Origin of the sequence: Marinobacter sp. Arc7-DN-1 (genome assembly GCF_003441595.1) — a bacterium.
Classification (GTDB): Bacteria; Pseudomonadota; Gammaproteobacteria; order Pseudomonadales; family Oleiphilaceae; genus Marinobacter; species Marinobacter metalliresistant.
The window spans coordinates 1,838,581-1,859,537 of the sequence record NZ_CP031848.1 but is presented as its reverse complement, the minus strand read 5'-3'; the positions used below and the strand labels follow the sequence as shown (position 1 = coordinate 1,859,537).

Annotated in this window: 22 protein-coding genes and 1 pseudogene; 7 read left to right on the top strand and 16 right to left on the bottom strand. The window is 59.7% G+C overall.

The window, feature by feature from the left end; all coding sequences use genetic code 11:
- Nucleotides 1-24 precede the first annotated feature (24 nt).
- Nucleotides 25-1,617 (bottom strand): antiporter, encoded by a 1,593-nt coding sequence (locus D0851_RS08760; protein WP_117618299.1) that lies wholly within the window; start codon nt 1,615-1,617, stop codon nt 25-27.
- Between the two features lie 258 nt (nt 1,618-1,875).
- The gene (locus D0851_RS08755) at nt 1,876-3,033 is read right to left on the bottom strand and encodes an NnrS family protein (protein ID WP_117618298.1); all 1,158 of its coding nucleotides are present in this window, start codon (nt 3,031-3,033) and stop codon (nt 1,876-1,878) included.
- Nucleotides 3,034-3,106: 73 nt separating this feature from the next.
- Here D0851_RS08755 and D0851_RS08750 point away from each other — a divergent pair, with 73 nt between their 5' ends.
- The gene (locus D0851_RS08750; RefSeq protein WP_117618297.1) at nt 3,107-3,670 is read left to right on the top strand and encodes a Yip1 family protein; all 564 of its coding nucleotides are present in this window, start codon (nt 3,107-3,109) and stop codon (nt 3,668-3,670) included.
- On the opposite strand, the gene trhA is transcribed toward D0851_RS08750, so the two are convergent.
- A complete protein-coding gene (trhA, locus tag D0851_RS08745; RefSeq protein ID WP_227539496.1) occupies nt 3,671-4,336 on the bottom strand; it encodes a PAQR family membrane homeostasis protein TrhA in 666 nt (221 codons plus the stop codon).
- Between the two features lie 189 nt (nt 4,337-4,525).
- Here trhA and wrbA point away from each other — a divergent pair, with 189 nt between their 5' ends.
- Nucleotides 4,526-5,125 (top strand): NAD(P)H:quinone oxidoreductase, encoded by a 600-nt coding sequence (wrbA, locus tag D0851_RS08740; RefSeq protein WP_117618295.1) that lies wholly within the window; start codon nt 4,526-4,528, stop codon nt 5,123-5,125.
- A gap of 96 nt (nt 5,126-5,221) precedes the next feature.
- Here the strand turns inward: wrbA and D0851_RS08735 are convergent, their stop codons facing one another.
- From D0851_RS08735 to D0851_RS08695, 9 genes and pseudogenes are all read right to left on the bottom strand, one after another.
- The gene (locus tag D0851_RS08735; protein ID WP_117618294.1) at nt 5,222-5,929 is read right to left on the bottom strand and encodes a Crp/Fnr family transcriptional regulator; all 708 of its coding nucleotides are present in this window, start codon (nt 5,927-5,929) and stop codon (nt 5,222-5,224) included.
- 250 nt (nt 5,930-6,179) lie between these two features.
- Nucleotides 6,180-7,673: a nitrite reductase gene (locus D0851_RS08730; RefSeq protein WP_117620338.1), complete on the bottom strand. Its 1,494-nt coding sequence runs from the start codon at nt 7,671-7,673 to the stop codon at nt 6,180-6,182.
- 4 nt (nt 7,674-7,677) lie between these two features.
- A pseudogene (gene cobA, locus D0851_RS08725) lies at nt 7,678-8,508 on the bottom strand (uroporphyrinogen-III C-methyltransferase); the annotation flags it as partial.
- A gap of 38 nt (nt 8,509-8,546) precedes the next feature.
- The gene (nirJ, locus tag D0851_RS08720) at nt 8,547-9,743 is read right to left on the bottom strand and encodes a heme d1 biosynthesis radical SAM protein NirJ (RefSeq protein WP_117618292.1); all 1,197 of its coding nucleotides are present in this window, start codon (nt 9,741-9,743) and stop codon (nt 8,547-8,549) included.
- A gap of 13 nt (nt 9,744-9,756) precedes the next feature.
- On the bottom strand, nt 9,757-10,272 hold the full coding sequence (locus D0851_RS08715) for an Lrp/AsnC family transcriptional regulator (RefSeq protein WP_117618291.1): 516 nt from the start codon (nt 10,270-10,272) through the stop codon (nt 9,757-9,759).
- Complete coding sequence (locus D0851_RS08710) at nt 10,247-10,729, bottom strand: Lrp/AsnC family transcriptional regulator (RefSeq protein WP_117618290.1); 483 nt, start codon at nt 10,727-10,729, stop codon at nt 10,247-10,249. Before D0851_RS08710 ends, D0851_RS08715 begins: the two co-directional genes overlap by 26 nt.
- On the bottom strand, nt 10,713-11,213 hold the full coding sequence (locus tag D0851_RS08705; protein WP_264756480.1) for an AsnC family protein: 501 nt from the start codon (nt 11,211-11,213) through the stop codon (nt 10,713-10,715). The genes D0851_RS08710 and D0851_RS08705 overlap by 17 nt, the downstream gene beginning before the upstream one ends.
- A gap of 41 nt (nt 11,214-11,254) precedes the next feature.
- Entirely contained in the window at nt 11,255-11,719 is a 465-nt protein-coding gene (locus D0851_RS08700) for an AsnC family transcriptional regulator (protein WP_117618289.1), read from the bottom strand.
- 27 nt (nt 11,720-11,746) lie between these two features.
- On the bottom strand, nt 11,747-13,471 hold the full coding sequence (locus D0851_RS08695; RefSeq protein ID WP_117618288.1) for a nitrite reductase: 1,725 nt from the start codon (nt 13,469-13,471) through the stop codon (nt 11,747-11,749).
- Between the two features lie 215 nt (nt 13,472-13,686).
- On the opposite strand from D0851_RS08695, the gene D0851_RS08690 reads away from it, so the two are divergent.
- The 5 genes from D0851_RS08690 to D0851_RS08670 are packed head-to-tail and all read left to right on the top strand — an operon-like array spanning nt 13,687 to nt 17,184.
- Nucleotides 13,687-14,052 carry a c-type cytochrome gene (locus D0851_RS08690; RefSeq protein ID WP_227539495.1) on the top strand — a complete coding sequence of 122 codons (366 nt, stop codon included), beginning with the start codon at nt 13,687-13,689 and terminating at the stop codon, nt 14,050-14,052.
- Between the two features lie 26 nt (nt 14,053-14,078).
- Nucleotides 14,079-15,311, top strand: a complete 1,233-nt coding sequence (locus tag D0851_RS08685; RefSeq protein ID WP_117618286.1) for a cytochrome D1 domain-containing protein — start codon at nt 14,079-14,081, stop codon at nt 15,309-15,311.
- A 37-nt stretch (nt 15,312-15,348) separates the two neighbouring features.
- Entirely contained in the window at nt 15,349-16,059 is a 711-nt protein-coding gene (locus D0851_RS08680; protein WP_117618285.1) for a hypothetical protein, read from the top strand.
- Nucleotides 16,056-16,844: a CbbQ/NirQ/NorQ/GpvN family protein gene (locus tag D0851_RS08675; protein ID WP_117618284.1), complete on the top strand. Its 789-nt coding sequence runs from the start codon at nt 16,056-16,058 to the stop codon at nt 16,842-16,844. Before D0851_RS08680 ends, D0851_RS08675 begins: the two co-directional genes overlap by 4 nt.
- Nucleotides 16,810-17,184, top strand: coding sequence for a hypothetical protein (locus D0851_RS08670; RefSeq protein WP_117618283.1), 375 nt, complete (start codon nt 16,810-16,812; stop codon nt 17,182-17,184). Before D0851_RS08675 ends, D0851_RS08670 begins: the two co-directional genes overlap by 35 nt.
- A 97-nt stretch (nt 17,185-17,281) precedes the next feature.
- On the opposite strand, the gene D0851_RS08665 is transcribed toward D0851_RS08670, so the two are convergent.
- From D0851_RS08665 to D0851_RS08650, 4 genes are read right to left on the bottom strand one after another with little or no spacing between them, the layout of a single operon-like run.
- Nucleotides 17,282-17,521, bottom strand: coding sequence for a cytochrome C oxidase subunit IV family protein (locus D0851_RS08665; protein ID WP_117618282.1), 240 nt, complete (start codon nt 17,519-17,521; stop codon nt 17,282-17,284).
- Nucleotides 17,522-17,533: 12 nt separating this feature from the next.
- Entirely contained in the window at nt 17,534-18,106 is a 573-nt protein-coding gene (locus D0851_RS08660) for a cytochrome c oxidase subunit 3 (protein WP_117618281.1), read from the bottom strand.
- A gap of 5 nt (nt 18,107-18,111) precedes the next feature.
- Complete coding sequence (locus tag D0851_RS08655; protein WP_117618280.1) at nt 18,112-19,935, bottom strand: nitric oxide reductase activation protein NorD; 1,824 nt, start codon at nt 19,933-19,935, stop codon at nt 18,112-18,114.
- 9 nt (nt 19,936-19,944) lie between these two features.
- Entirely contained in the window at nt 19,945-20,901 is a 957-nt protein-coding gene (locus D0851_RS08650) for a 4Fe-4S binding protein (protein WP_117618279.1), read from the bottom strand.
- Between the last annotated feature and the right edge of the window lie 56 nt (nt 20,902-20,957).

The following is a 20,957-nucleotide window of genomic DNA, read 5'->3' as shown; positions in this document are numbered from 1 at the left end:
GTTCTGTTACGGGCAGTGTCAGCTCTACGGATTCTTGATGTAGGCATTCTTGCGCAGGTAGAACCACCAGTTAACTACCAGGCAGAGGGCGTAGAACACCGCAAACCCATACATGGCCACTTCCGGTGTGCCGGCCTGGATTTCCTGGCCCATCACCCGTGGCGCGATGAATGCACCGTAGGCAGCAACCGCTGATGTCCAGCCCAGAACCGGGCCTTTCTGCTGCTGGTTAAAGATGAAACCGATGCTGCGGAAGGTTGAGCCGTTGCCGATACCGCTGGCGGCGAACATGATAATGAACAGAATCAGGAAGGGCGCAAAGTAGACGTTCGGATCAGTGGAGTTGTACGCCAGCATCATCACGTAGCCGGTGGCCACAGAGGCGGCAACCATCACAACCGAGATGATCTGGGTAACGATGGAGCCGCCGACCTTATCGGAAATCCAGCCGCCGACCGGGCGAATGAGGGCGCCCACAAACGGCCCCATCCAGGCCCAGGTCAGTGCGCTCGGCGCATCAGGGTTCACCACCCGGGTTACCGTGCCGTCGGCAGCAACGTCCATCATGTTCCCGAAGATAACGCTGATGGACAGCGGCAGGGCGGCGGAGAAGCCGATAAACGAGCCGAAGGTCAGGATGTAGAGCACGGTCATGGACCAGGTGTGCTTGTTGCTGAAGATGGCAAACTGGTTCTGGATGTTGGGCTTGATGTCGCCCGGGATCAGCCGCAGAAGAATCAGCGTGAGCACGATGGTCAGGGGCAGGGCCAGCCACATGTTCAGCACGCCCAGGGCCCAGACGCCTGCAATGGACGTCAGAATGCCGACGCCATAGAGGCCAAGAATCTTGCCAAACGCCGAAAGCGGATTACCGGGATTCGGGGTAACCACTTTCAGGTTGTTCATGCCGAACCAGCCGGCAAACGCCAGCGGAATCAAAAACACCAGCCAGATAAATCCGGCGTTCTGGATCCAGGTGTCGGTACCTGCCTCAATACGGCCGATAAGGGTGCCGCTGGGGCTTTGCAGTTGCATCGGGTCACCGGCCAGGGCGCCGAAGATGCCAACGGTCATCACCAGTGGAATGACGACCTGCATGGTGGTCACGCCGAAATTACCCAGCCCGGCGTTCATGCCCAGGCCGTAGCCCTGTTTGCTTTTCGGGTAGAAGGTGCTGATGTTGCTCATGGAGCAGGCAAAGTTGCCACCACCGATACCGGAGAGCAGCGCCAGGGCCTGGAACACGATAAAGGGTGTATCCGGGTTCATCAGGGCGATGCCGGTACCGGCCGCCGGGATCATCAGCAGGGCGGTGGTCAGGAACACCGTGTTCCGCCCGCCGGCAATCTTGATCATGAATGAGGCCGGGATCCGCAGGGTTGCGCCGGACAGGCCTGCAATCGCAGAGAGGGTAAACAGCTGTTCAATGCTGAAGGGAAAACCCAGGTTTTTCATCTGGGCGGTGATCATTCCCCACATCAGCCAGACGGCAAAGCCCATCAGCAGGCTGGGGATGGAAATCCACAGGTTGCGGGAAGCAATGCGCTTGCCCTCCCGCTCCCAGAATTCTTCATTCTCGACATCCCAGTTTTCGATGTCTGCGTTGGTTTTGGCCATGATTTTGACTCCCTCGGTTAACGTGCCCCTGACCGCAAACCTGGCGGCATCCGGGTTTCTCGACACCATTGTGCAAAGCAGGGCAGGGAGTCATGCTTGATATTTCTCAAGGACAAAACGGCGTGTCAGTTGACCGGTTTCCCGGCGAAAATACCGATGCGTTTTTGTTTCTTAAAATCTAATAAAATCAATTGAGTACGATGGTGATATCTCGAAATGAGTAGGCATTCAGACTGCTGGCGCAGTAGAGGTAGCCAATCATTTCCGGCGGTTCTGGCTATGCCGGAACAGTACAACAAGCTGCAGGGCGACGAGAGCGTAGGTGCCGGACCAGCTCACAGCCGACAACCAGAGTACGTGGGGTTTCGCGAAAGGCGTTACGCCCGCATCAAGCCGAGCGAGCACCGCAATAGCCATACCGACAGCAATACCGATAACCTGCCAGGAGGGTGGCGTGGTCCGTCTGGCGCGCTGCCAGGCCAGCCGGAGCATGACACTGGTGGACAGCGTGCCAAGGGCGCCAATGGTGATCAGATGCATGGCGGGGATTGGGTCAGTTCCCTGCAAAAGACTGAACCCGGTGGCGCCGGCGCCTGCCGCCAGCCACAGATAACCAAGGGCCAGAACCAGCAGGTCCGGCCGGTTTCCGCAATGCCAGAGCTCCCAGCGGATAGCGCGAATCACAATCAGAACTGCCGAGATCAGCAATAAGAGTCCTGCCCCCGCAGCCGCGAATGGCAGAAAGGTCAGAACCAGTGCCAGCGGCAGAATGATCAACAGCATCCCTTCAATCCGTGGTTGCACCCTTGCCTTGAGGGGAATGCCTCTTTTCTCCAGGGTTCCCGCCACTGCCGGCGCGATGATTCTGCCCCCGATAAACGTCATCAGCAGCAGCAGGCCGACAATGGCGGCCATCATTACCGGCCGGGTTCCGGGCATTGGCTGAATACTTCCGGCCAGTATGCTATTGGCAAACCAGAAAACGACCGACAACAGGCAAAGAATCAGAATCAGCGGGCCTGTAATCCGGTTACGCCATTTTTTTGCAGCCTGGAATCTTGGCACGGCGTGGCGGGCGAGCAACAGGGCAAAAGCCGGGCTGAGCAGTTGAGCGGCCAGGTTCTCCGGAGCCAGAAGCCAACTGATCCGGGCGAGGATCCACAGCAGAAATAACAACGCAAGTACGCGCCGTGGTTGGGGGCCAAGGGTGTAGCCTGCAACAAGGGCCAGGGCGAAGCCGAAAATCAGTTCATGGCCATGCCCTGAGCCCAAAAGCCCCGGAGGCCAGCCTGTGCCAGACAGGGCGCTGTATACGGACAGAGGCACCGCCAATGCAGCCAGAAGCGAGGCCGCAGGAAAGAACAGCCAGAACGCATGCATGTTTTTACGGGGCATCCCCGAGTTGTCCGAAGTCATCTCGTGTCCTTGACCCGTTCACGTCCCGGGGCTATCAGTAAAAATAACATGGGGTACATTGTAAAGGTGCATCATGAATATTACACAACTTGCTCGCTTACCGTTTTCCGGCAATGGTGCCTGGTCTGAGCTTCGGCGCCTTAATCTTTCCATTCCATTCCTGGCGTGGGTTGTTGTCGTCCCTATGTCGTTCCTGCCACCGGTGCTGCTTTACTACGCAGGCACGCACTATGGGGATGGTTTTATTCAGGGGTTCGGTGACAAGCAATGGCGGTTTATCACCACCATTCTGTTTCTGGCCGAACTGCTCACGTTTTTTGTCATGGGGTGGCTGATTCACGCCGTGATGAACAGCCATCAATTGAAGATGAGTTACGGGGATGCCTATCTGCTGGCTGCAATTGCTCCGCTGCCGCTTTGGCTGTCGTCACTGGCGTTGCTGGTGCCGGCTCTGGCGGTGAGCGTGGTTGCGGTGTTTGCAGGGTTGTTCCTGTCCTGTGCGCTGGTATATCAGGGCGTTCGTTCCCTGTGTGAGCGAACGGATAATGACGTGGTAGCCATGTCTGCCACCTACATTGTTATGGCGGCGTCCTTGCTTGCCTGGGGCGTACTGATGGCGATGGTGTGGGGGTTCTGATCAGGCTGTGTAGGGCAGGACGCCGAAATAAATGGCGCTGAAATGGCAAGCGCTGCCGCCGATCACGAACAGATGCCAGACGGCGTGCATGTAGGGAATGCGGTCTGCCAGATAAAAGGCGACGCCGGCGGTGTACAAAATGCCGCCGGCGATGGTGAGGTTCAGGGCCGTCTCGCTCAGGCTGGCAACCAGATCCGAGGAAGCAACGGTGATCAGCCAGCCCATGGCCACGTAGATACCGACACGCGCCAGCTTGAAGCGGTTCCTGAAAATAACCTTAAGCACCACGCCTGTTATGGCCAGCGACCAGATTACCGCAAATAGCGTCCAGCCCACAGTTCCCCGCATGTTCACCAGGAGAAAAGGCGTGTAGGTGCCCGCAATCAGCAGGAAGATGGCGCAATGGTCAAGGGTTTTGAAGGCTCTTTTCAATTCCGGATGCCGGGCGCCGTGATAAAGGGCAGAAGCCATGTAGAGCAGGATGAGAGAAGCGCCAAAAATACCGAAGCTGACAATTTTCCAGACGTCACCGAGCTGACTGGCACCCACGACCAGAGTGATGGTCCCGACAACGCTGAGCAAGGCACCCAGACCATGGGTGGCGCTGTTAAGCCATTCCTCGATGCGATGGTGGATGTTTTGCGCAGGGGATGGAGTTGTTGTCATTGAAAGGTCTTCCGTATTAGTCATGCTCCTAAACTACTTGAGCGTACAGGTGTACGCAACAGGCCGGATGAACATCCTGTGACCCTGTTCAGAAAAACTGAACGACCTGTCGGAAAACTTCCGGTTTCTCTGTAACCCGTCGCTGGTTATTCTTGGCTTATCAAATGACAGGCAGAGGAGGTTTTTCCAATGGCAAAAGTACTTGTGCTTTATTATTCCATGTACGGCCACATTGAAACGATGGCCAACACCGTTGCAGACGGCGCCCGGGATGTGGACGGCGCTGAAGTCACCATCAAGCGAGTGCCGGAAACCATGGCTGATCAGGCGTTTCTGAGCGCTGGCGGCAAGGCGGAACAGGAGGCCCCCGTGGCAGATCCGAAAGAGCTGGCGGATTACGACGCCATCATCTTCGGCACTCCGACCCGGTTCGGCAACATGGCCGGCCAGATGCGCACCTTCCTGGACCAGACCGGTGGCCTGTGGGCTGGAGGCAAACTCCACAGCAAGTTGGCCAGTGTATTCGCCTCTACCGGAACCGGTGGCGGTCAGGAGCATACGATCAGCTCGTTCTGGACCACGCTGGCCCACCACGGCATGGTGATCGTGCCCTTGGGCTATGGCATTCCGGAGTTGTTCGACATTTCCGAAGCCAACGGCGGAACGCCCTACGGTGCGTCCACCATCGCCGGTGGTGACGGCTCCCGGCAGCCCAGCGAGAAAGAACTGACGATTGCCCGTTATCAGGGCAGGCATGTGGCTGAGCTGGCGGTAAAGCTGCACGGCTAACAGCAAAGTATTGGTCAGGCGTTGAGCGTTTTTCAGGGCAGCAGGTGAGAGCTTGCTGCCCATTTTTTTATGTTGTAGCCGGCCCTGTTCCGGAACTTACGACCGGTTGCCTGCAGCACCGGTTTTCAGTCGGGAGAAGGTGGCAGGAACCACTCCCAGCCAGGACGCCAGCTGATTGTCTGGTACACGCCTGACCAGTTCCGGATATTCTTCAAGCAGCAGCTTATACCGTTCCCGGGCGGGCATCGTGTGCTTCCGGAACTCCCTCATGCTGGTCAGCTCCGCTATCTCCTCGGTCAGGGCAAGGGCGAACCTCGGCCAGAGCCCCTCACCGTGAGACTGGATCGCGGAGCGGAAAGCGGAAAAATCAGCCATCCAGGCGGTTACCGGCGTTACCGTGGTCAGGCAGAGCGTGTTTCGTACGGTGCGGCTGCGGCCAAAGACCGGCCAGACCATATCGCCCTCGGAAAAGAAATGGTGTACGGAGACCTTGCCGCTGGGTGCTTCCCGGAAAAGCCGCAGGATGCCGTACTGAACCAGGTAAACGTTCGCCCAGGGGGTGTCGTGCTTCTCCATGGCGGTTTCGGCGTCAACCCTGCACGGATGAAACAGGCGGGCCAGGTCTGCCAGAAACCGTGCGTCCGGATCGTTTTCATGGCCTGCCAGGCGGATACCAAATACCCGGCTCAGGCCATTCAGCAGCGCCGTTGACTCTGGTGCGGTATCTTGCCGGATGATATCCGTATTGTCTTCTCCGAGCATGCAGGGGGGCGAGGATACGTCTGGCCTGAAAATTGAATTCATGGCTTTGACCCTGTTTGGACTGTGGGTCAATTATCGTATCAAAAAAGCATGTTTTGAAATGACTTAAATCATTAAGGCTTTTTCACTGAATCGATTAGAGCAGCGAAGTAGCGGGAGGGCCAGGGATGGCTCGGTGAAGACGGGGTTGAAGACGGGGTCAGATGAACGCTTTCATCTGACCCCAGGTTCACAGGTTCACAGGTTCACATCTGACCCCGGGTTCATTCCTGCTGGCCATCAGAGTAAGCCCTCAGTGACTGGTCCCTTCCTCATAATTGATCTTGTTCCAGACATTGTATTTGCCGGAGGGTTTGTTCATCGGAATGCGCTTTTCTTCCTCCAGCGTGTCTGCGTTGTAGACGATGACGGCACCGTCCTTGTCCCAAATGCTCAGCAGCAGTTTTTTGCCGTATCGGTCAAACTCCACATGGGCAGCAACTTTGCCGGGAGCGGGTTGTAACGTTTTGACGATTTCAAGCGTCTGCTTGTCGATAACGTGGACCTTGTCCTTGTTGGGGCCGAAGAATACGTCCACCCAGGCGTAGCGGGAGTTCTCGTGGCTGCGCATGAAGAATCCGGGACCTTGCGTTTCCAGAGTTTTGATCACCTCCCAGTTGTCCATGTCGATTATGGAAACGGCGCCTGTCCGGAAGTGCGGAGTGGCCATGACCCGTTTGCCCTGGTACTCCCAGGTAATGCCGGAGCCCAGGTGCGGCATGCCGGGGAGAGGGAGTTCGGCGATGGTGTTACCGGTGTCGAGGTTGATCACGTAGCCGTGCTTGCCGTCGCGGGCGGCGCCGATGAGGTGTTCGTAGCCAGGGTCGAAGAAGAAGTCGTCCAGCCAGGTGTCGGTTTGCATCCGGCGGATTTTGGCCTCGCCATCTTCCACATTGATTTCCCAGGCTTCGGGAATGTCCTTCAGGGCGGCGATGAAGCTGTCCCTTGGTGGGGCCGCGTACACGGCGCTGACCCGGGAGCTTTCACCGGCATCGTTTTCCACCGGGACGATGTCCATGAGTTCAAGGTTGTCGGCATCGAACAGCACCAGGGTGTGGGGCAGGTAGTTGGCGGCCATTACGTAGTTGCCATCAGCGGAGACGGCGATGTTGCGCATGTTGATGCCGGCACGCACTTCCGCCACCACTTTCAGGTTGTACAGGTCGTATTTGGTGATCCAGCCGTCCCGGGAGCCAAAGTAGACGTAACGGCCGTCCGGGCTGTATTTCGGACCGCCATGCAGGGCGTAGCGGCTTGGGAAACGATGGATGGGCTCCATCCTGTCGCCGTCGAGCAGGGTAACCTGGTGGTCACCGATTTCCACCACCAGGAACAGGTTCATCATATCGGCTTGGTAAACCGGCTGATCGGGTAACGTGCCTTGTGGGTGGGGCAGCAAATGACTGTCGAGGATGTCTGCCCGGCCCCAGGTGGGTGTGCTGGCGGGCGGGCGATAAATGTAGTCCGCCAGCGCCGTGATGGATTCGCTGCCAAGGATATCGTTAAAGGCCGGCATCTGGGTTGCGGGCCTGCCGTTGCGGATGGTGTTCTCGGCTTCGGGCTTTTTCAGCCGGGAAAGGTTTTCTGGCAGCAGGGCAGGGCCCATGCCGCCCAGGCGATCGGAGCCGTGGCAGCTGGCGCAGTGTTGCTGGTAAAGCGCCCCGGTTTCCGGGGCTGGGCTGGCTTGCAGCGATGCGGGGATCAGCAGGCTGGCGGCCAGAATCAGCAGGGCGTTTTTTCGGTTCATCATGTCAGCCGGCCCCCGCACTGGCTGCAGCGGCCTCACTCTGGCAGCAATGCCAGCCTGCTGTGGAGGGTTGCGCCAGTTTGTCGGCAAGACGGACAACCTCACCGACAATGATCAGTGTCGGGGGCTGGAAACCTTCACGGAGAATGGTCGCTTCCAGGTCTGCCAGGGTGGTGACCGCCATGTGTTGTTGTGGCGTGGTTCCCCGCTCCACCAGGGCCACAGGGCAGTCTCCCGGCAGGCCATGGGCAGTGAGTTCCCGGACAATGGTCGGGGCATTGTGGAGCCCCATGTAGAACACCCGGGTCTGGCCCGGCGCTGCCAACACACGCCAGTTCAGTTCCAGGGACTGGTCGGCCTTGCGGTGGCCGGTTACGAAGGTCACGCTCTGGGAGTAATCCCGGTGCGTCAGTGGGATGCCACAGTATGAGGCGCAGCCGGCGGCGGAGGTGATGCCTGGTACCACCTGAAAATCGATGTGGTTGTCCACCAGGAACTCCGCTTCCTCGCCACCACGGCCAAAAATATATGGGTCACCGCCCTTGAGGCGCACAACCCGGCGCTGTTTTACGGCCAGTTGCACCAGCAGTTCATTGGTGTCTTCCTGGGGTACATAGTGGCAACCGCTGGCTTTGCCCACGTGGATGCGTTCGGCAGCCGGGTTCACCAGTTCCATGATCTGGGGCGACACCAGGCGGTCATACACGATGGCATCGGCCTGCTGTATCAGCATCAGCGCCCGCAGGGTCAGCAGGCCGGGGTCTCCCGGGCCGGCTCCCACGATGGCTACCTCTCCGGCCCGTAAGGGTTGTTCCGCCAGTTGGAACTCCACCAGGCACTTCTTCCTTTGACTGGTTGTCATGATGCTTGTCCTTAGAGGTTGTGAACCGGAATCTCGGTAACCGGGGCGGCGACGCGCCGGGGCATATCAAGGACACCGATTTCGTCATTGGTGAGGTAACAGCCGGGATCCTCTTCCCAGAAATCACCGGAAATATTATAGGCCCGTACCCGGGTGTTGCCGTTGCAGATGGCCAGGTAACGGCAGTCGGCGCAGCGGCCTTTCACCGGCCTTGGTGTCTGGCGGAAACCCGTCATCAGCGGGTCGCTGGCTTCGGACCAGATCCGGGAGAAAGGTTGGTTCCGGACATTGCCCAGGTTGTAGTCCCACCAGAAGGTATCCGGATGAACCTCGCCGAGGTTGTCGATATTGGAAATATTCACGCCAGAGGCATTGCCACCCCAGTACGTCAATCGTTGTTCCAGGGCCGGAACCTGATCGGGGTAGTGTTCCGCGGCCCACTGCAGCAGGAAGGGGCCGTCGGCATCGTTGTTGCCGGTGACGTATTCCCGTTCGATGCCGCGCCGGAGCTCGTCGTGGCAGTGATCGAACAGCAGGGTCATGGCTTCCCGGGTCATCTCGTACCAGGCATCCCGCTTACGGTTGCGGCCGCCCCGGCCGGAGTAGTTCAGGTGCGACAGGTAGAACTTGTCGATGTCGTGGTCGTCCAGCAGCCTGAGCATGTCCGGTAGCTGGGGGAAATTGTCCTGGGTGAGGGTGAAGCGAAGGCCGACCTTGATACCCGCCTGCTTGCACAGTTCAACCGCTTTCATGGAGGCCGCGAAGGCGCCTTTTTTCTGGCGGAACTCGTCGTGGGTCTGTTCCAGTCCGTCGATGCTGATACCCACGTAGTCGTAGCCGGCCTCGGCGATTTGCCGGATATTCTCTTCGGTGATCAGCGTGCCATTGGTGGAAAGACCGACATAGAAACCCATAGCTTTGGCCCGGTGGGAGATGTCGAAGATATCCGGGCGCATCAGCGGCTCGCCGCCGGACAGGATCAGCACGGGCACGCCGAAGGCCTTGAGGTCGTCCATCACGGTGTAGACCTCATCAGTGCTCAGTTCGCCCTTGAAATCCACATCGGCGGAGATGGAATAGCAGTGTTTGCAGGTCAGGTTGCAGCGTCGAATCAGGTTCCAGATTACCACCGGCCCGGCCGGTTTCGGGACCGGGCGCACGGGAGCCGGGTTCATCAGGCTCTTGATGTAGCGGGTCATTCTGAACATGGTGCTTCCTCTCTCATGATTTCCGCAGCCGCAGACCGGTTTTTTTCAGGATGGCCGAGCTGTAAAGAATGGTGTGCCCCCGGCAGGTGTCTCCGAGCACTGACTGAATCTGCGAAGCCTTGGCCTCGACTTCGTCACGGCTGGTGCCGTGAACCATGGCGAACAGGTTGTAGTGCCAGTAGGGCAAGTGGCGCGGGCGCCGGTAACAGTGGCTGACGAAGGGCAACTCGCCCACCTGCCGGCCCATGTCGGTGATGGCGTCGTCGCGGACATCCCAGACCGTCATGCCGTTGAAGCAATAGCCCAGGCGGTAGTGATCGGGGACGGCGGCGACCCGGCGGATAACGCCGGCGTCCTGCATGCGCTGAAAACGGGCCAGAACCTCGTCGGCCGGCAGCCCCAGTTCCTTGCCCAGGGTGCCCCAGGGATCCGGCACCAGGGGCAAACCGCCCTGGGTGGCCAGGATCAGTTTCCGGTCCAGCTCGCAGAGCACGTATTCCTGGTCAGACCGGGAAGTGGAGATGGACATGGAACTCTTCCTCTTTGGGCATGTTGTAGACGGCATAGCCGGTTGCGGATTCGATCCCGGCAATCGCCCGGGCGATGTCTTCCGGGGCTTCCGTGGCCAGAACAAACCACATGTTCAGTTCATGTTCCCGACGGTAATTGTGGGCCACCTCGTCGAAGGCGTTAACCTTTCGGGTGGCATCTTCAAAGTCCTGCTCCGGGACCCGCATGGCGGCCAACGTGAGGCCGCCGCCCATTTCTCCGGCGTGAAACATGGGACCGAAACGGGTAAGAATTCGACGGTCCAGAAGGTCCTCAAGGGTGTGCAGAAGCGCCTGCTCGGTTATGCCCAGTTCGCCGGCGACCGCGGCATAGGGTCGGTGCACCAGTGGTAGCCCCGTTTGCAAACGGTTAATGACCGCCCGTTCCATCTCTGTGAATTCGGCAGTTGCCTGAGTTTGCTCAGTTGCTGCTGACATAACGGCCTCCCCGTTGCAGATAGGCCCTGGTGCTGAACAGTACGGCATGGGGTGTCTGTTCCAGGCCATGCTCTGCGATCAACATGTTCAGTTGGTCAATGACCCGCTGCCGGTCAACGCCGTGAATCATGCAGAACAGGTTGTAGGGCCAATCCGGGAGTCGGCGAGGGCGCTGATAGCAGAGGGTGATGAAGGATTTGCGGGCCAGTGTGCGGCCCAGATCCTGAACCTGACTGTCCGGGACATCCCAGACCACCATGGCATTGGCGGCGTAACCCAGCGTTCGGTGCCGGACCACCAGCCCGAGTCGTTTGATGAGCCCCTGGGCCTGCCACTGTCTGATGGCTGTCATCACTTCCTGTTCGGAGAGCCCGGTCATCTCAGCCAGTTTCTCATAGGGCCGTGGTGTTAGCGGAAGACCAAGCTCCAGCTGGCGCCGAAGCCGAAGCAATCCCCAGGCACTGACCGGCCCGGCCCCGGCGATTTCCGGCACCACCGCCAGATATTCCGGGGCGTGGCGAAGGTTCACGGCAGGGCCTCCCAGTCAATCTCAAAGCCCAGGTCAATGTGGTAGGCCTCCACCATCGGCAGTCGAAGCATGGGGAGCCTGAGCTGGTGTTCCAGTTCATCAAGCCGCTCTTCCAGGGTGTCCTCATCGGGCGCGGTCATGACAAACCAGAGGTTGTAGGTGTGCTCCCGGGCGTAGTTGTGATTCACCCCGGGAGCGAGATTCACCCGGGCGGCCACCAGATCGATCTGTTCGTCCGGCACCGCCAGGGCAGCCAGCAGGCTCGCGCCTGCCCGGCTGTGCTCAAAAACCGGTCCGACCCGGCTGAGAACCTGGCTGTCCTGGAGTGACTGAAGTCGTTCAATGACCTCCTCTTCGGCGATGCCCAGCTGTCGGGACATGGCCTGGTAGGGCCTGTCACAGACGGGCAGGTCCCGCTGGTAAAGGTTGATCAGTTGTTTGTCAGTGGTATCCAGTCTCATCAGTGCTCTCCCCCGGGCCGGAACCGGTCAGTACACGTCGTACTGGGTGTTGTAGACGTTGAACTTGCCGGTAGGTGTTACCAGTCGTTCGTCCTTGATCACTTTCTTCAGCTTCCGGGTCTTGTCGTCGACAACCACCAGGGCGGATTTCTTGTCCTGGCTGTTCCAGACCGAGAACCACACTTCGTCGCCTTCAACGTTGTACTCCGGCTGCACGACCCGCTTCGGGCCCTCTCCCAGATCGGCCCATTCGGCGATCGGGAGCACGTCATATCCCGCTTCCAGGTTGTTGATGTCGAATACCGCAATGCTCTGGCTCACTGTTTCAGCAGGGTTCAGGGCGGTATCAACCCAGAGGTTGGTGGATTTCGGGTGGGTTTTGATGAACAGTGAGCCGCCGCCCTGGCCATTCAGGGTTCTGACCACTTTCCAGGCCTTGTCCGGGTGACCTTCAGGGTCGGTGCCAATCAGCTGGATGGTTGGGTCGCCCAGATGGCTGGTTGCCCAGACCGGCCCATGCTCCGGATCCACGAAGTTAGCGCCGCGACCGGGGTGGGGAATCTTGCCCACGTCCACCATGGCTTCGAGGTTGCGGTCCTTGGAGTCAACCACGGCGATCTTGTCGGACTGGTTGGCGGCCGTCAGGAAGTAGCGCATGCTGCTGTCCCAGCCACCGTCGTGCAGGAAGCGGGCTGCATCAATATTGGTGATAGAGAGGTTGTCCAGATCCTCATAGTTCACCAGCATGATCTTGCCGGTTTCCTTCACGTTGACAATGAATTCCGGGTGCTTGTGGGAAGCTACGATGGCGGCCACCCGGGGTTCCGGATGATATTCCTGGGTATCCACGGTCATGCCCCGGGTACCGACGATTTTCTTTGGCTCCAGAGTCTGGCCATCCATGATTACGAACTGGGGTGGCCAATAGGTACCGGCGATGGCGTACTTGTCCTCGTAGCCCTTGTACTTGGAGGTTTCCACGGAGCGGGCTTCCATGCCGACCTTGATCTTGGCAACGGTGCTGGGTTCTTCCATCCACAGGTCGATCATGTTGACCAGGGCGTCCCGGCCGATCACGAAGACATAACGGCCGGAAGCGGATATGCGGGAAATGTGAACCGCATAGCCGGTGTCGATGATGTGCGCAATTTCATGGGTGTCGCCGTCAATCAGTGCCACCTGGCCGGCATCCCGCAGGGTCACGCTGAACAGGTTCTTCAGGTTCAGGTCGTTCATCTGCTTCGTCGGACGTTCTTCAGGCGGGACGACAACCTCCCAGGTCGCCTTCATTTCTTCCAGCCCGTATTCCGGAGGCTGGGGCGGCTCATGCATCACATACTTGGCCATCAGCTCCACTTCTTCCTCGGTCAGGTCGCCGGAGGTCAGCCAGTTCGGCATGCCCGCGGGTGAGCCATAGCTGATAAAGGCCTTGAGGTAGTCGATACCCCGCTCCTGGGTGATGTCGGTGGTCAGTGGCTTGCCCGTTGCGCCCTTGCGCAGAACGCCGTGGCAACCGGCGCAACGCTCGAAATAAATCTGTTTGGCCTTTTCGAACTCGGCGTCGGTCAGGTCCGGGGCGCCCGGCGTGCGCACCACTTTCGCGGATCCGGGGTCGACAGAGCTGGCTGTGCCCTCATAGGCGGTCGCCGAGGGGTCGGGGTCCTTGGGAGCGGCATGAGCCGTCAGTGCGCCGAAGGACGCAACAGCGACGGCCAGTGCCAGTGGTTGGAAAAACAGGTTGGTGACTCTCATCAGGTTCTCTCCTTGGATTTAAGAGTCCCTCTAGGTTTCGCTTCTTTACCCTGATGAACCTTGATTTATGTCAGATATCTGTTGTTTGACCGCCATCTACCCTAACAGGGGTATGCCATAATAGTGCTGGTGTTAGTGATCTCTTTTAACCAATATCAACGATGGGTTTTATGGGTGTCGTCAGGATGCGGACAACACTCGGGAGGATGCAGCGTGTGAAGGGTTTCTGGCGGGAAGACCAAAGGCGGATTCTGGTTTCGGCTGTCCTGTTGTCCGGTCTGGCCACGGCGCCAGTCGTGACCATGGGTGACGACGCCCGGGGCCGGAATGCGGACGAGGCCCGGCTTGCCAATTTGGTGGTTCAGGATTGCGGCTCCTGCCATGGCCTCACCCTGCGTGGTGGCCTGGGCCCGCCGCTGCGGCCAGAGGATCTCGGAGAGCTTCCGGTGGAGGCCATCGCAGCCATTATCCGCGAAGGTGTTCCGGATACCGCCATGCCACCCTGGAAGCCACTGTTGTCCCCGGAAGAAATTCACTGGATCAGCCAGCAGCTGAAATCCGGTGCACTGGTTTCGCCCTGAGGGCCAATCTGGAGGAATGATCAATCATGGATCCTGCATTCAAGCGGCCCGCACATCTGTTACTGGCACTACTTCTGGCTATTGGCCTGAGTGGTTGCCAGGCGTTCCCCGGATCGGAGGGCTCAGGATCAGAGTCCCGACCGGAACTCATGGGCACCGGCGATCTTGGCCTGATCATTGAGCGGGCCACCGGCTCGGTGCTGGTTATCAACACCTCCCGCCATGAGGTGCTGGGGCGAATTGCGGGTTTGGGGGATCTGTCCCACGCGTCAGTGGTCTACTCCCGGGACGCCCGATACGGCTACGTATTCGGGCGGGATGGCGGCCTCACCAAAGTCGATCTGTTGACCCGAACCATTGTCGACCGTGTTATCCAGTCTGGTAACAGCATTGGCGGCGCTATCTCTCAGGATGGCCGCTATGTGGCTGTCTCCAACTACCAGCCCGGTGGTGTGAAGGTGTTCGACAGCCAGACCCTGGAACTGGTGGCGGATGTCCCGGCCACCTACACCAGCGGGCACGATGAGCCTGGCCAGTCAAAAACAGTCGGGCTGGTGGACGCGCCGGGGAACCTGTTTGTGTTCAGCCTGTTCGACGCGGGAGAGATCTGGACCCTCGACATGAGTAATACGTCGGCCGAAATCACCCGGTTCGAAGCGGGCAAATCACCCTACGACGCACTGATCACCCCGGACGGCCGTTACTACATTGCCGGCCTGTTTGGCGAAGACGGCTTGTCGATGCTGGATCTGTGGAGACCGGGGCAGGGAGTGACTGAAATTCTGCCGGATTATGGCAAGGGCGAGCAGAAGCTGCCGGTGTACAAGATGCCCCACCTGGAGGGCTGGGCCATCGCCGATGGCCAGGCCTTTGTGCCGGCCGTTGGTCACCACCAGGTGCTGGTGGCTGACCTGAGCGACTGGTCCCTGACCGATCGTATCCCGGTGCAGGGCCAGCCCGTGTTCGTGATGGCCAGCCCGGACAATCGCCGGATCTGGGTGAGCTTCGCCCACCCGGACAACGATGTGGTTCAGGTGATCGATTCACAGACCCGGGAAATTATCCGCACCCTGGAGCCCGGCGATGCGGTTCTGCACATGGAATTCACGCCCCGGGGCGAAGAAGTGTGGGTGTCAGCCAGGGACAGTAACCGGGTGACCGTATACAACACCCGTACGCTGGAGCCGGTTGCAACGCTCAGTGCCGAAAAGCCCAGCGGCATCTTCTTCACCAGCCGGGCCCATGCGCTCGGTCTTTGAATTACGGCGGGCGTTGCCTGGCGTCCTACTGGCTGGCTTGTCGTTTACAGCACCTGCCAGTGCCGGGGACGCGCGGATTCTGATTGGGGTTGAGTCCGCGACCAGTGTCACCGAGGTCGCCCGCTATCGGCTGACAGACTATCTGCGAACTCAGGGCTGTGAGGCCGATATCCGGTTTAATACCGAGGCCCCGGGCCTTGCCCTGGCGTTCCTGCCAGCCGTTCCGGAGGGTTCGGTGCCAATTCTGGAAGCGGTTAACCGGGATGGCCGGCTACCGGTTCCTGTCTGGGTAACCCGCAGGACGGCCGGTGTGAGGCATATCCGGGAACTGCGGGGTCGTGACCTGGCAACGGTTGCCGGCAAGGAGCCACTGGGGGCCAGCCTGCCGCTGGCCGCGCTCAGGCAACAAGGCATCATCCCTGAGCCGGGGCGCCTTTACGAAGCCGGTGATTACAGTTCTGCCCTGGGGTTGCTGCTTCACAACAACACCCATGCGGCGGTTTCCGAGCTGGGATTTGTGAAGCCGTTCCTGACCGGGAATAACCTGGTGGTGAGCTGGCGGGGCGAACCGGTGAAGGCCGCAGGCTGGTTCCGGCAGGCCGGCTGGAACCAGGCCGCAGAGGCCTGTGAACAGGCATTGGGCCGGAGGCAGCGGTCAGACGACCCGCAGATGTTTGTGGTCTTCCCCGAATGGGTATACGGCTTTGCCTTGCCCGACAGTCAGTATTCAGAGGATTCAACACAATGACGTTTTACCAACCGGCAGGCAACGAGATCGAACTCTTTCAGGCCGCGGCAAATAACGGCCTGCCTGTGCTTATCAAGGGTCCCACCGGCTGCGGCAAGACCCGTTTTGTCCGGCACATGGCCGAGAAACTGGGGCGGCCGGTGTATACCGTTGCCTGCCACGATGACCTGACCGCCGCTGACCTGGTGGGCCGACACCTGATCGGGCCGGAAGGCACCTACTGGCAAGACGGGCCATTGACCCGGGCAGTGCGTGAAGGCGGCATCTGCTACCTTGATGAGGTGGTGGAGGCGCGCAAGGACACGACCGTGGTCCTGCACCCGCTGGCGGATGACCGGCGGGAACTGCCGATTGAGCGTACCGGCGAGGTGCTGACAGCGGCGCCCGGGTTCATGCTGGTGGTTTCCTACAACCCCGGGTACCAGAGCCTGCTGAAAGGAATGAAGCCGAGCACCCGGCAGCGCTTTGTCTCAATGAGTTTCGATTACCCGGGCGCGGCGGAGGAGCAGACAATCGTGATCGAGGAGTCCGGTTGCGACAGGGAGTTGGCGGAACGATTGGTCAACCTGGCCCGATCAATTCGTAACCTGAAGGATCACGATCTGGAAGAGGCGGCATCGACCCGGCTGCTGATTCACACCGCCCACCTGGTTCGGGCCGGCGTGCCGGTCGGCGAGGCTTGCCGTGCCGGGATGATAGAGCCACTATCAGACGACGAAGCAACGGTCAGCGCACTCATGGAGGTGGTGTATGCGGTATTCGGGAGGTCAGGCGAAGGACAGTAGTGGTGCGGTAGTGCCAGTGATCTGGTATCTGTTGAACCTGCTGGCCCTGCCGGTTATCGGGTTTTCGGTGCTGGTTTGGTTGTTCATCCGTTCCGGGGAGGCACCGGCGTTGCGACAGGCTCATACGCGCGCAGCGTTTTATATGTCGATCATCGGGGCGGTGGTGATTTTCTCCGGTGTGGGGGTACTCTGGCTGCTGTTTGGCAACACCGGTAACTTCTGGACCGGTGCCATTGTCTGGTCGATCACTCTGCACACGTCGTTTGTGCTGTGGGGGATGATCGCACTGGCTCAGGCGATTGGTGACAAGCCGCCTTATTTTCCTCAGAAACATCGGTAACCGCAGAGCTCTGGGCGGCGATCAGGGGAGGCTTTCCAAAACCGTGCGGAGCCATGTGAAGACGGGGTCAGATGAACGCTTTCATCTGACCCCATGTTCAGCTCACGGCATGAAATCCTGCAATTACTGCCACCACTACCGGCGCCCATGCTTGCGCGGCAAAGCGCCAACCAATGGGTGCATGCCGCATTTCCATGAAGTGATCGACCAGAAGAACGGCTTTCACGATCACCAGTGCAAATACCAGCCACACCAGAACGGAAGCATCAGCGCCTGCCTGCATGGCAATCACTGGCGTCATGGTGCAAACCATCAGGGCGATGTAAACCGCTAACATGGGCTCTCCTCCTTACGCCAGAACGTACAGCATCGGAAATAACACCAGCCACACCAGATCCACCATGTGCCAGTAAGACGCGCCGGACTCCATGCCATTCATGTCGTCCCCGTTGTAGTCGCCTCGCTTAACCTTCACCGCCAGTACCACCAGGATAATCTGGCCCAGTACCACGTGCATGAAGTGGAAGAAGGTCAGGAAGAAATAGAACATGAAGAAGGTGTCGGTACCCAGGTTATAGCCGTTACCGTAGAGGTCTGCGTACTCCCAGAGTTTGCCGAAGGTGTAGATGGAGGAGGCGGCGATGGCGCCCCAGAGCAACGGGGTAACGCATGGCTGGCGGTGACGGAGGCGGTGGACGGCGACGGCTACCAGGTAGCTGGCGGTGATCAGGCCGATGGTGTTGATCAGGCCGGTCCAGGGGTGTAATACCTCTCGGCCGGCGGTGAAGGTTGCCGGGTCCAGGCTGCGGGCAACGCCGAAGCCGATGAACAGGATGCCGAAAACGGCCAGTTCCGCAAATATGAAGAACCAGACGGCCAGATCGCCGGGGAGGTGATGGCGTGTCGGGGCAGATGCGTGCATGGGTGTCAGCGGGTCAGGTTCATATAGAGTTTGGGGAGCTGAAGCGGCAACTGCGCTGGGTCTTTGATCACCACGAAATGGTTGCTGCCAAAGATATAGGGCAGGTATTCGCTGGCGTCGTCGTCGATGGTGACGCAGAAGGGGGTCAGGCCAGCCTTGTGGGCTTCCTGAACCGCCATTCGGGTGTCTTCCACGCCGTATCGGCCTTCGTACAGGTCCAGGTCATTGGGTTTGCCATCGGTGAGCAGGAGCAGGATTTTCTGGTGTTCGTGGCGCCCCTGCAGCATGCGGGTGGCCTGACGGATGGCCGCGCCCATGCGGGTGTAATAGCCCGGCTCCAGTGCCTGGATTCGACCCCGGCTGATGTCGTTGTAGGGCTCGTCGAACGATTTGATGTGATGGAAGCGCACATGGTCCCGGCGGCGTGAGGAGAAGGCAAAAATCGCAAAGGGGTCCCGGCTTGCCTGCAGGGCTTCGCTGAGCAGTTGTAAGCCGTCCCGGGCAATTTCGATCACCCGCTGGCTGTTGTTGATAAAGGTATCCGTGGACATGGAGATGTCCGCCAGAATCAGGCACGCCAGGTCCCGCTGATTCTGTTTGCAGCGGCGAAACAGCTTCTGGTCGATGACGCCGGTGCCCCGGCGGTGCTGGACTTCCCGTTCCATGCAGGCGTCCAGGTCCAGTTCCTCGCCTTCGGTCTGTCGGCGTTGCCATTGCCGGAGTGGCTTCAGGGCACTGAACTGTCGGCGCAGTCTCATGGCCGATCTGGACAGGTGGTCCGGCAGCCTGGTCGGAATAGAATCCTTGCTCAGCATTGGCTGCAGGCAGCAGAAACGTTCCCGGTAACTCTGGCTGCGCCAGTCCCATTCCGGCAGATGGATGCCGGGCCCCAGGTGCAGGTCATCGTTTTCTTCCGAGGGCAGGTCCAGATCAAACTTGATGGCGGAGGAGGCTTCCCGGCGGTCTTCAGAGACAGAAATCATGTCCATGTCGTCAGCCACCGCGTCGGCATCCTCTTCCTCCGTGTCATCACCGGCCCGGTCCACAGGGATAAATTCGCTCCATGAAAACAGGCTTTCCAGCCGGAACAGCATCAGGCCCTGATCTTTATCGAAGGCGTCCACCCGTTCGGCCCGCCGGCGTTTGCGCTTTTTCGCCAGTCCACCCGGTGTCGGGGTCGCTTCATCATCTCCGGTGGTCGGGCCGGTCGCCTTGCCGGGTGTGGTTGTGGGGTAAAGCCAGATGACAACCGGCCAGGGGTCGGACTCCGCACGCGGCAGGCATTCCACGCTGCCAGGATCAATCAGCGCCTGGCGAATGGCCTTTTCACGGCGACCTTCGGCTGGCGGCAGGGTGGTCGGATCCGGGCGCCATTGCAGGGTATGGCGTACCAGGCGCTGGTAAACCGGCTCAAGCCCCGGCCATTTGGCCAGCAGGGTCTGGACCATGGCCTGGTTGCCGGTCAGCCAGTCGGAGTCCGTCAGTTCACCAAGGGAGGCCAGGGCTGCCAGCCAGAGATAGAGATCCCGGTTAACGGCTTTGGAGGGAAACAGGGCCAGGCGTTCCGGCAGCCGAAGGCTTTGCTCATCCCGCCAGGCCAGTTCGAACTTTCTGTGGGTGCCTGCCAGCTTCTGCAGGAAACGGCGCCGGGTACGGAAATGCCGGGGTTCCGCGGTAACCAGGCTGAGGGCCGGGTCGCCGCCCAGGGCCCGGAACAGCACACCCAGGGTTCGCGCCTCGTCTTTCAGATGCACCGCGTGCTCGGGGAACTCTCCCATGGCCTGCCGGGTGATGTACTCGTGCCATTTGAAGCCTACCCACTCTTCCATTTCAACTCCTCAGGCTCCGGCGTGTTGCTTGCGTGGTGACGGATCAACCTGGCGAACCGGAATCAGCACGGTCTGTTTGCCGGGTTCTCCGGGTTCCCAGCTCAACAGGGAGCCTTCCGGGTTGTTCTTCTGCACCTCACGGCAGGCGCTGACACACTGCAGGCACTGGGTACAGGTGAATTTTGCCCGCTTGTGGCTGCGGGTCGGCAACCGCATGGGGCAGGCTTCGTCACAGGCCCTGGTGCAGTCGCGGCAGGCTGCGGCCCGTTCGGTATCAAAGGTGACAACCCTGCCTTTGCCGTTGGTCATCCAGGCAATGCTCTGCACCACCCCGAAGGCGCAGCCGTATTTGCAGAACAGGTGCCGGGCAAACAGGAAATCCAGTGTAAACAGAGTGGTGGCTACCGCCAGGAAAATGCCTGGGTAGACCGCCAGGTTGCCGGTAACCAGATCGGTATACAGCGGGATCGGCGGCAACAGATAAGACAGCATCGCCAGTGCCCAGGAAAAACCGATCAGCGCGCATACCAGAACCAGTCCGGCCCAGTGCAGGACCTTGCCGCGCCGGCCTTTCCGGAGCGCCTCGTAAAGGGTGGGGCGGCCGGTAACCCGGGTCATCAGATGGTTGATGGTTTCTACCACCGAAAAGTGCGGGCACAGCCAGCCACAGTAGATTCGCCCCCACTTCCAGGCGATCCAGAGCACCAGGGGTACCAGGAGGGTAATGGGAAGTACGAACCAGACGAGGATCTGCCCGGCCACTTCCGCCGGTGAGCTCTGGCTGACCCAGGCCAGTTCGAGATTGAATGACAGGGGAAACCCGAAAATGACAAAGTGGGTTTCCGTAAGGTCGTATCGAAAAATATTAAGTACCGGCGCAAGCAGAAACAGCCCGAAGAACGCGGTGCGGGTCAGCAACCGTTTGTTCTGGAGAGTGTCCTTGTTCGGGAAATTCTGCTCATGCACGGCAAGTATCCGTTGAGGGTTGGGCAGGCCGGAGCGATTGGCCCCGGCCTGCGGTT

Excerpts from the sequence above, each read along its gene's own strand:
- D0851_RS08760 (WP_117618299.1), bottom strand. The coding sequence starts at position 1,617 with ATGGCCAAAACCAACGCAGACATCGAAAACTGGGATGTCGAGAATGAA.
- D0851_RS08755 (WP_117618298.1), bottom strand. The coding sequence starts at position 3,033 with ATGACTTCGGACAACTCGGGGATGCCCCGTAAAAACATGCATGCGTTC.
- D0851_RS08750 (WP_117618297.1), top strand. The coding sequence starts at position 3,107 with ATGAATATTACACAACTTGCTCGCTTACCGTTTTCCGGCAATGGTGCC.
- trhA (WP_227539496.1), bottom strand. The coding sequence starts at position 4,336 with ATGACAACAACTCCATCCCCTGCGCAAAACATCCACCATCGCATCGAG.
- wrbA (WP_117618295.1), top strand. The coding sequence starts at position 4,526 with ATGGCAAAAGTACTTGTGCTTTATTATTCCATGTACGGCCACATTGAA.
- D0851_RS08735 (WP_117618294.1), bottom strand. The coding sequence starts at position 5,929 with ATGAATTCAATTTTCAGGCCAGACGTATCCTCGCCCCCCTGCATGCTC.
- D0851_RS08730 (WP_117620338.1), bottom strand. The coding sequence starts at position 7,673 with ATGAACCGAAAAAACGCCCTGCTGATTCTGGCCGCCAGCCTGCTGATC.
- nirJ (WP_117618292.1), bottom strand. The coding sequence starts at position 9,743 with ATGTTCAGAATGACCCGCTACATCAAGAGCCTGATGAACCCGGCTCCC.
- D0851_RS08715 (WP_117618291.1), bottom strand. The coding sequence starts at position 10,272 with ATGTCCATCTCCACTTCCCGGTCTGACCAGGAATACGTGCTCTGCGAG.
- D0851_RS08710 (WP_117618290.1), bottom strand. The coding sequence starts at position 10,729 with ATGTCAGCAGCAACTGAGCAAACTCAGGCAACTGCCGAATTCACAGAG.
- D0851_RS08700 (WP_117618289.1), bottom strand. The coding sequence starts at position 11,719 with ATGAGACTGGATACCACTGACAAACAACTGATCAACCTTTACCAGCGG.
- D0851_RS08695 (WP_117618288.1), bottom strand. The coding sequence starts at position 13,471 with ATGAGAGTCACCAACCTGTTTTTCCAACCACTGGCACTGGCCGTCGCT.
- D0851_RS08685 (WP_117618286.1), top strand. The coding sequence starts at position 14,079 with ATGGATCCTGCATTCAAGCGGCCCGCACATCTGTTACTGGCACTACTT.
- D0851_RS08675 (WP_117618284.1), top strand. The coding sequence starts at position 16,056 with ATGACGTTTTACCAACCGGCAGGCAACGAGATCGAACTCTTTCAGGCC.
- D0851_RS08670 (WP_117618283.1), top strand. The coding sequence starts at position 16,810 with ATGCGGTATTCGGGAGGTCAGGCGAAGGACAGTAGTGGTGCGGTAGTG.
- D0851_RS08665 (WP_117618282.1), bottom strand. The coding sequence starts at position 17,521 with ATGTTAGCGGTTTACATCGCCCTGATGGTTTGCACCATGACGCCAGTG.
- D0851_RS08660 (WP_117618281.1), bottom strand. The coding sequence starts at position 18,106 with ATGCACGCATCTGCCCCGACACGCCATCACCTCCCCGGCGATCTGGCC.
- D0851_RS08655 (WP_117618280.1), bottom strand. The coding sequence starts at position 19,935 with ATGGAAGAGTGGGTAGGCTTCAAATGGCACGAGTACATCACCCGGCAG.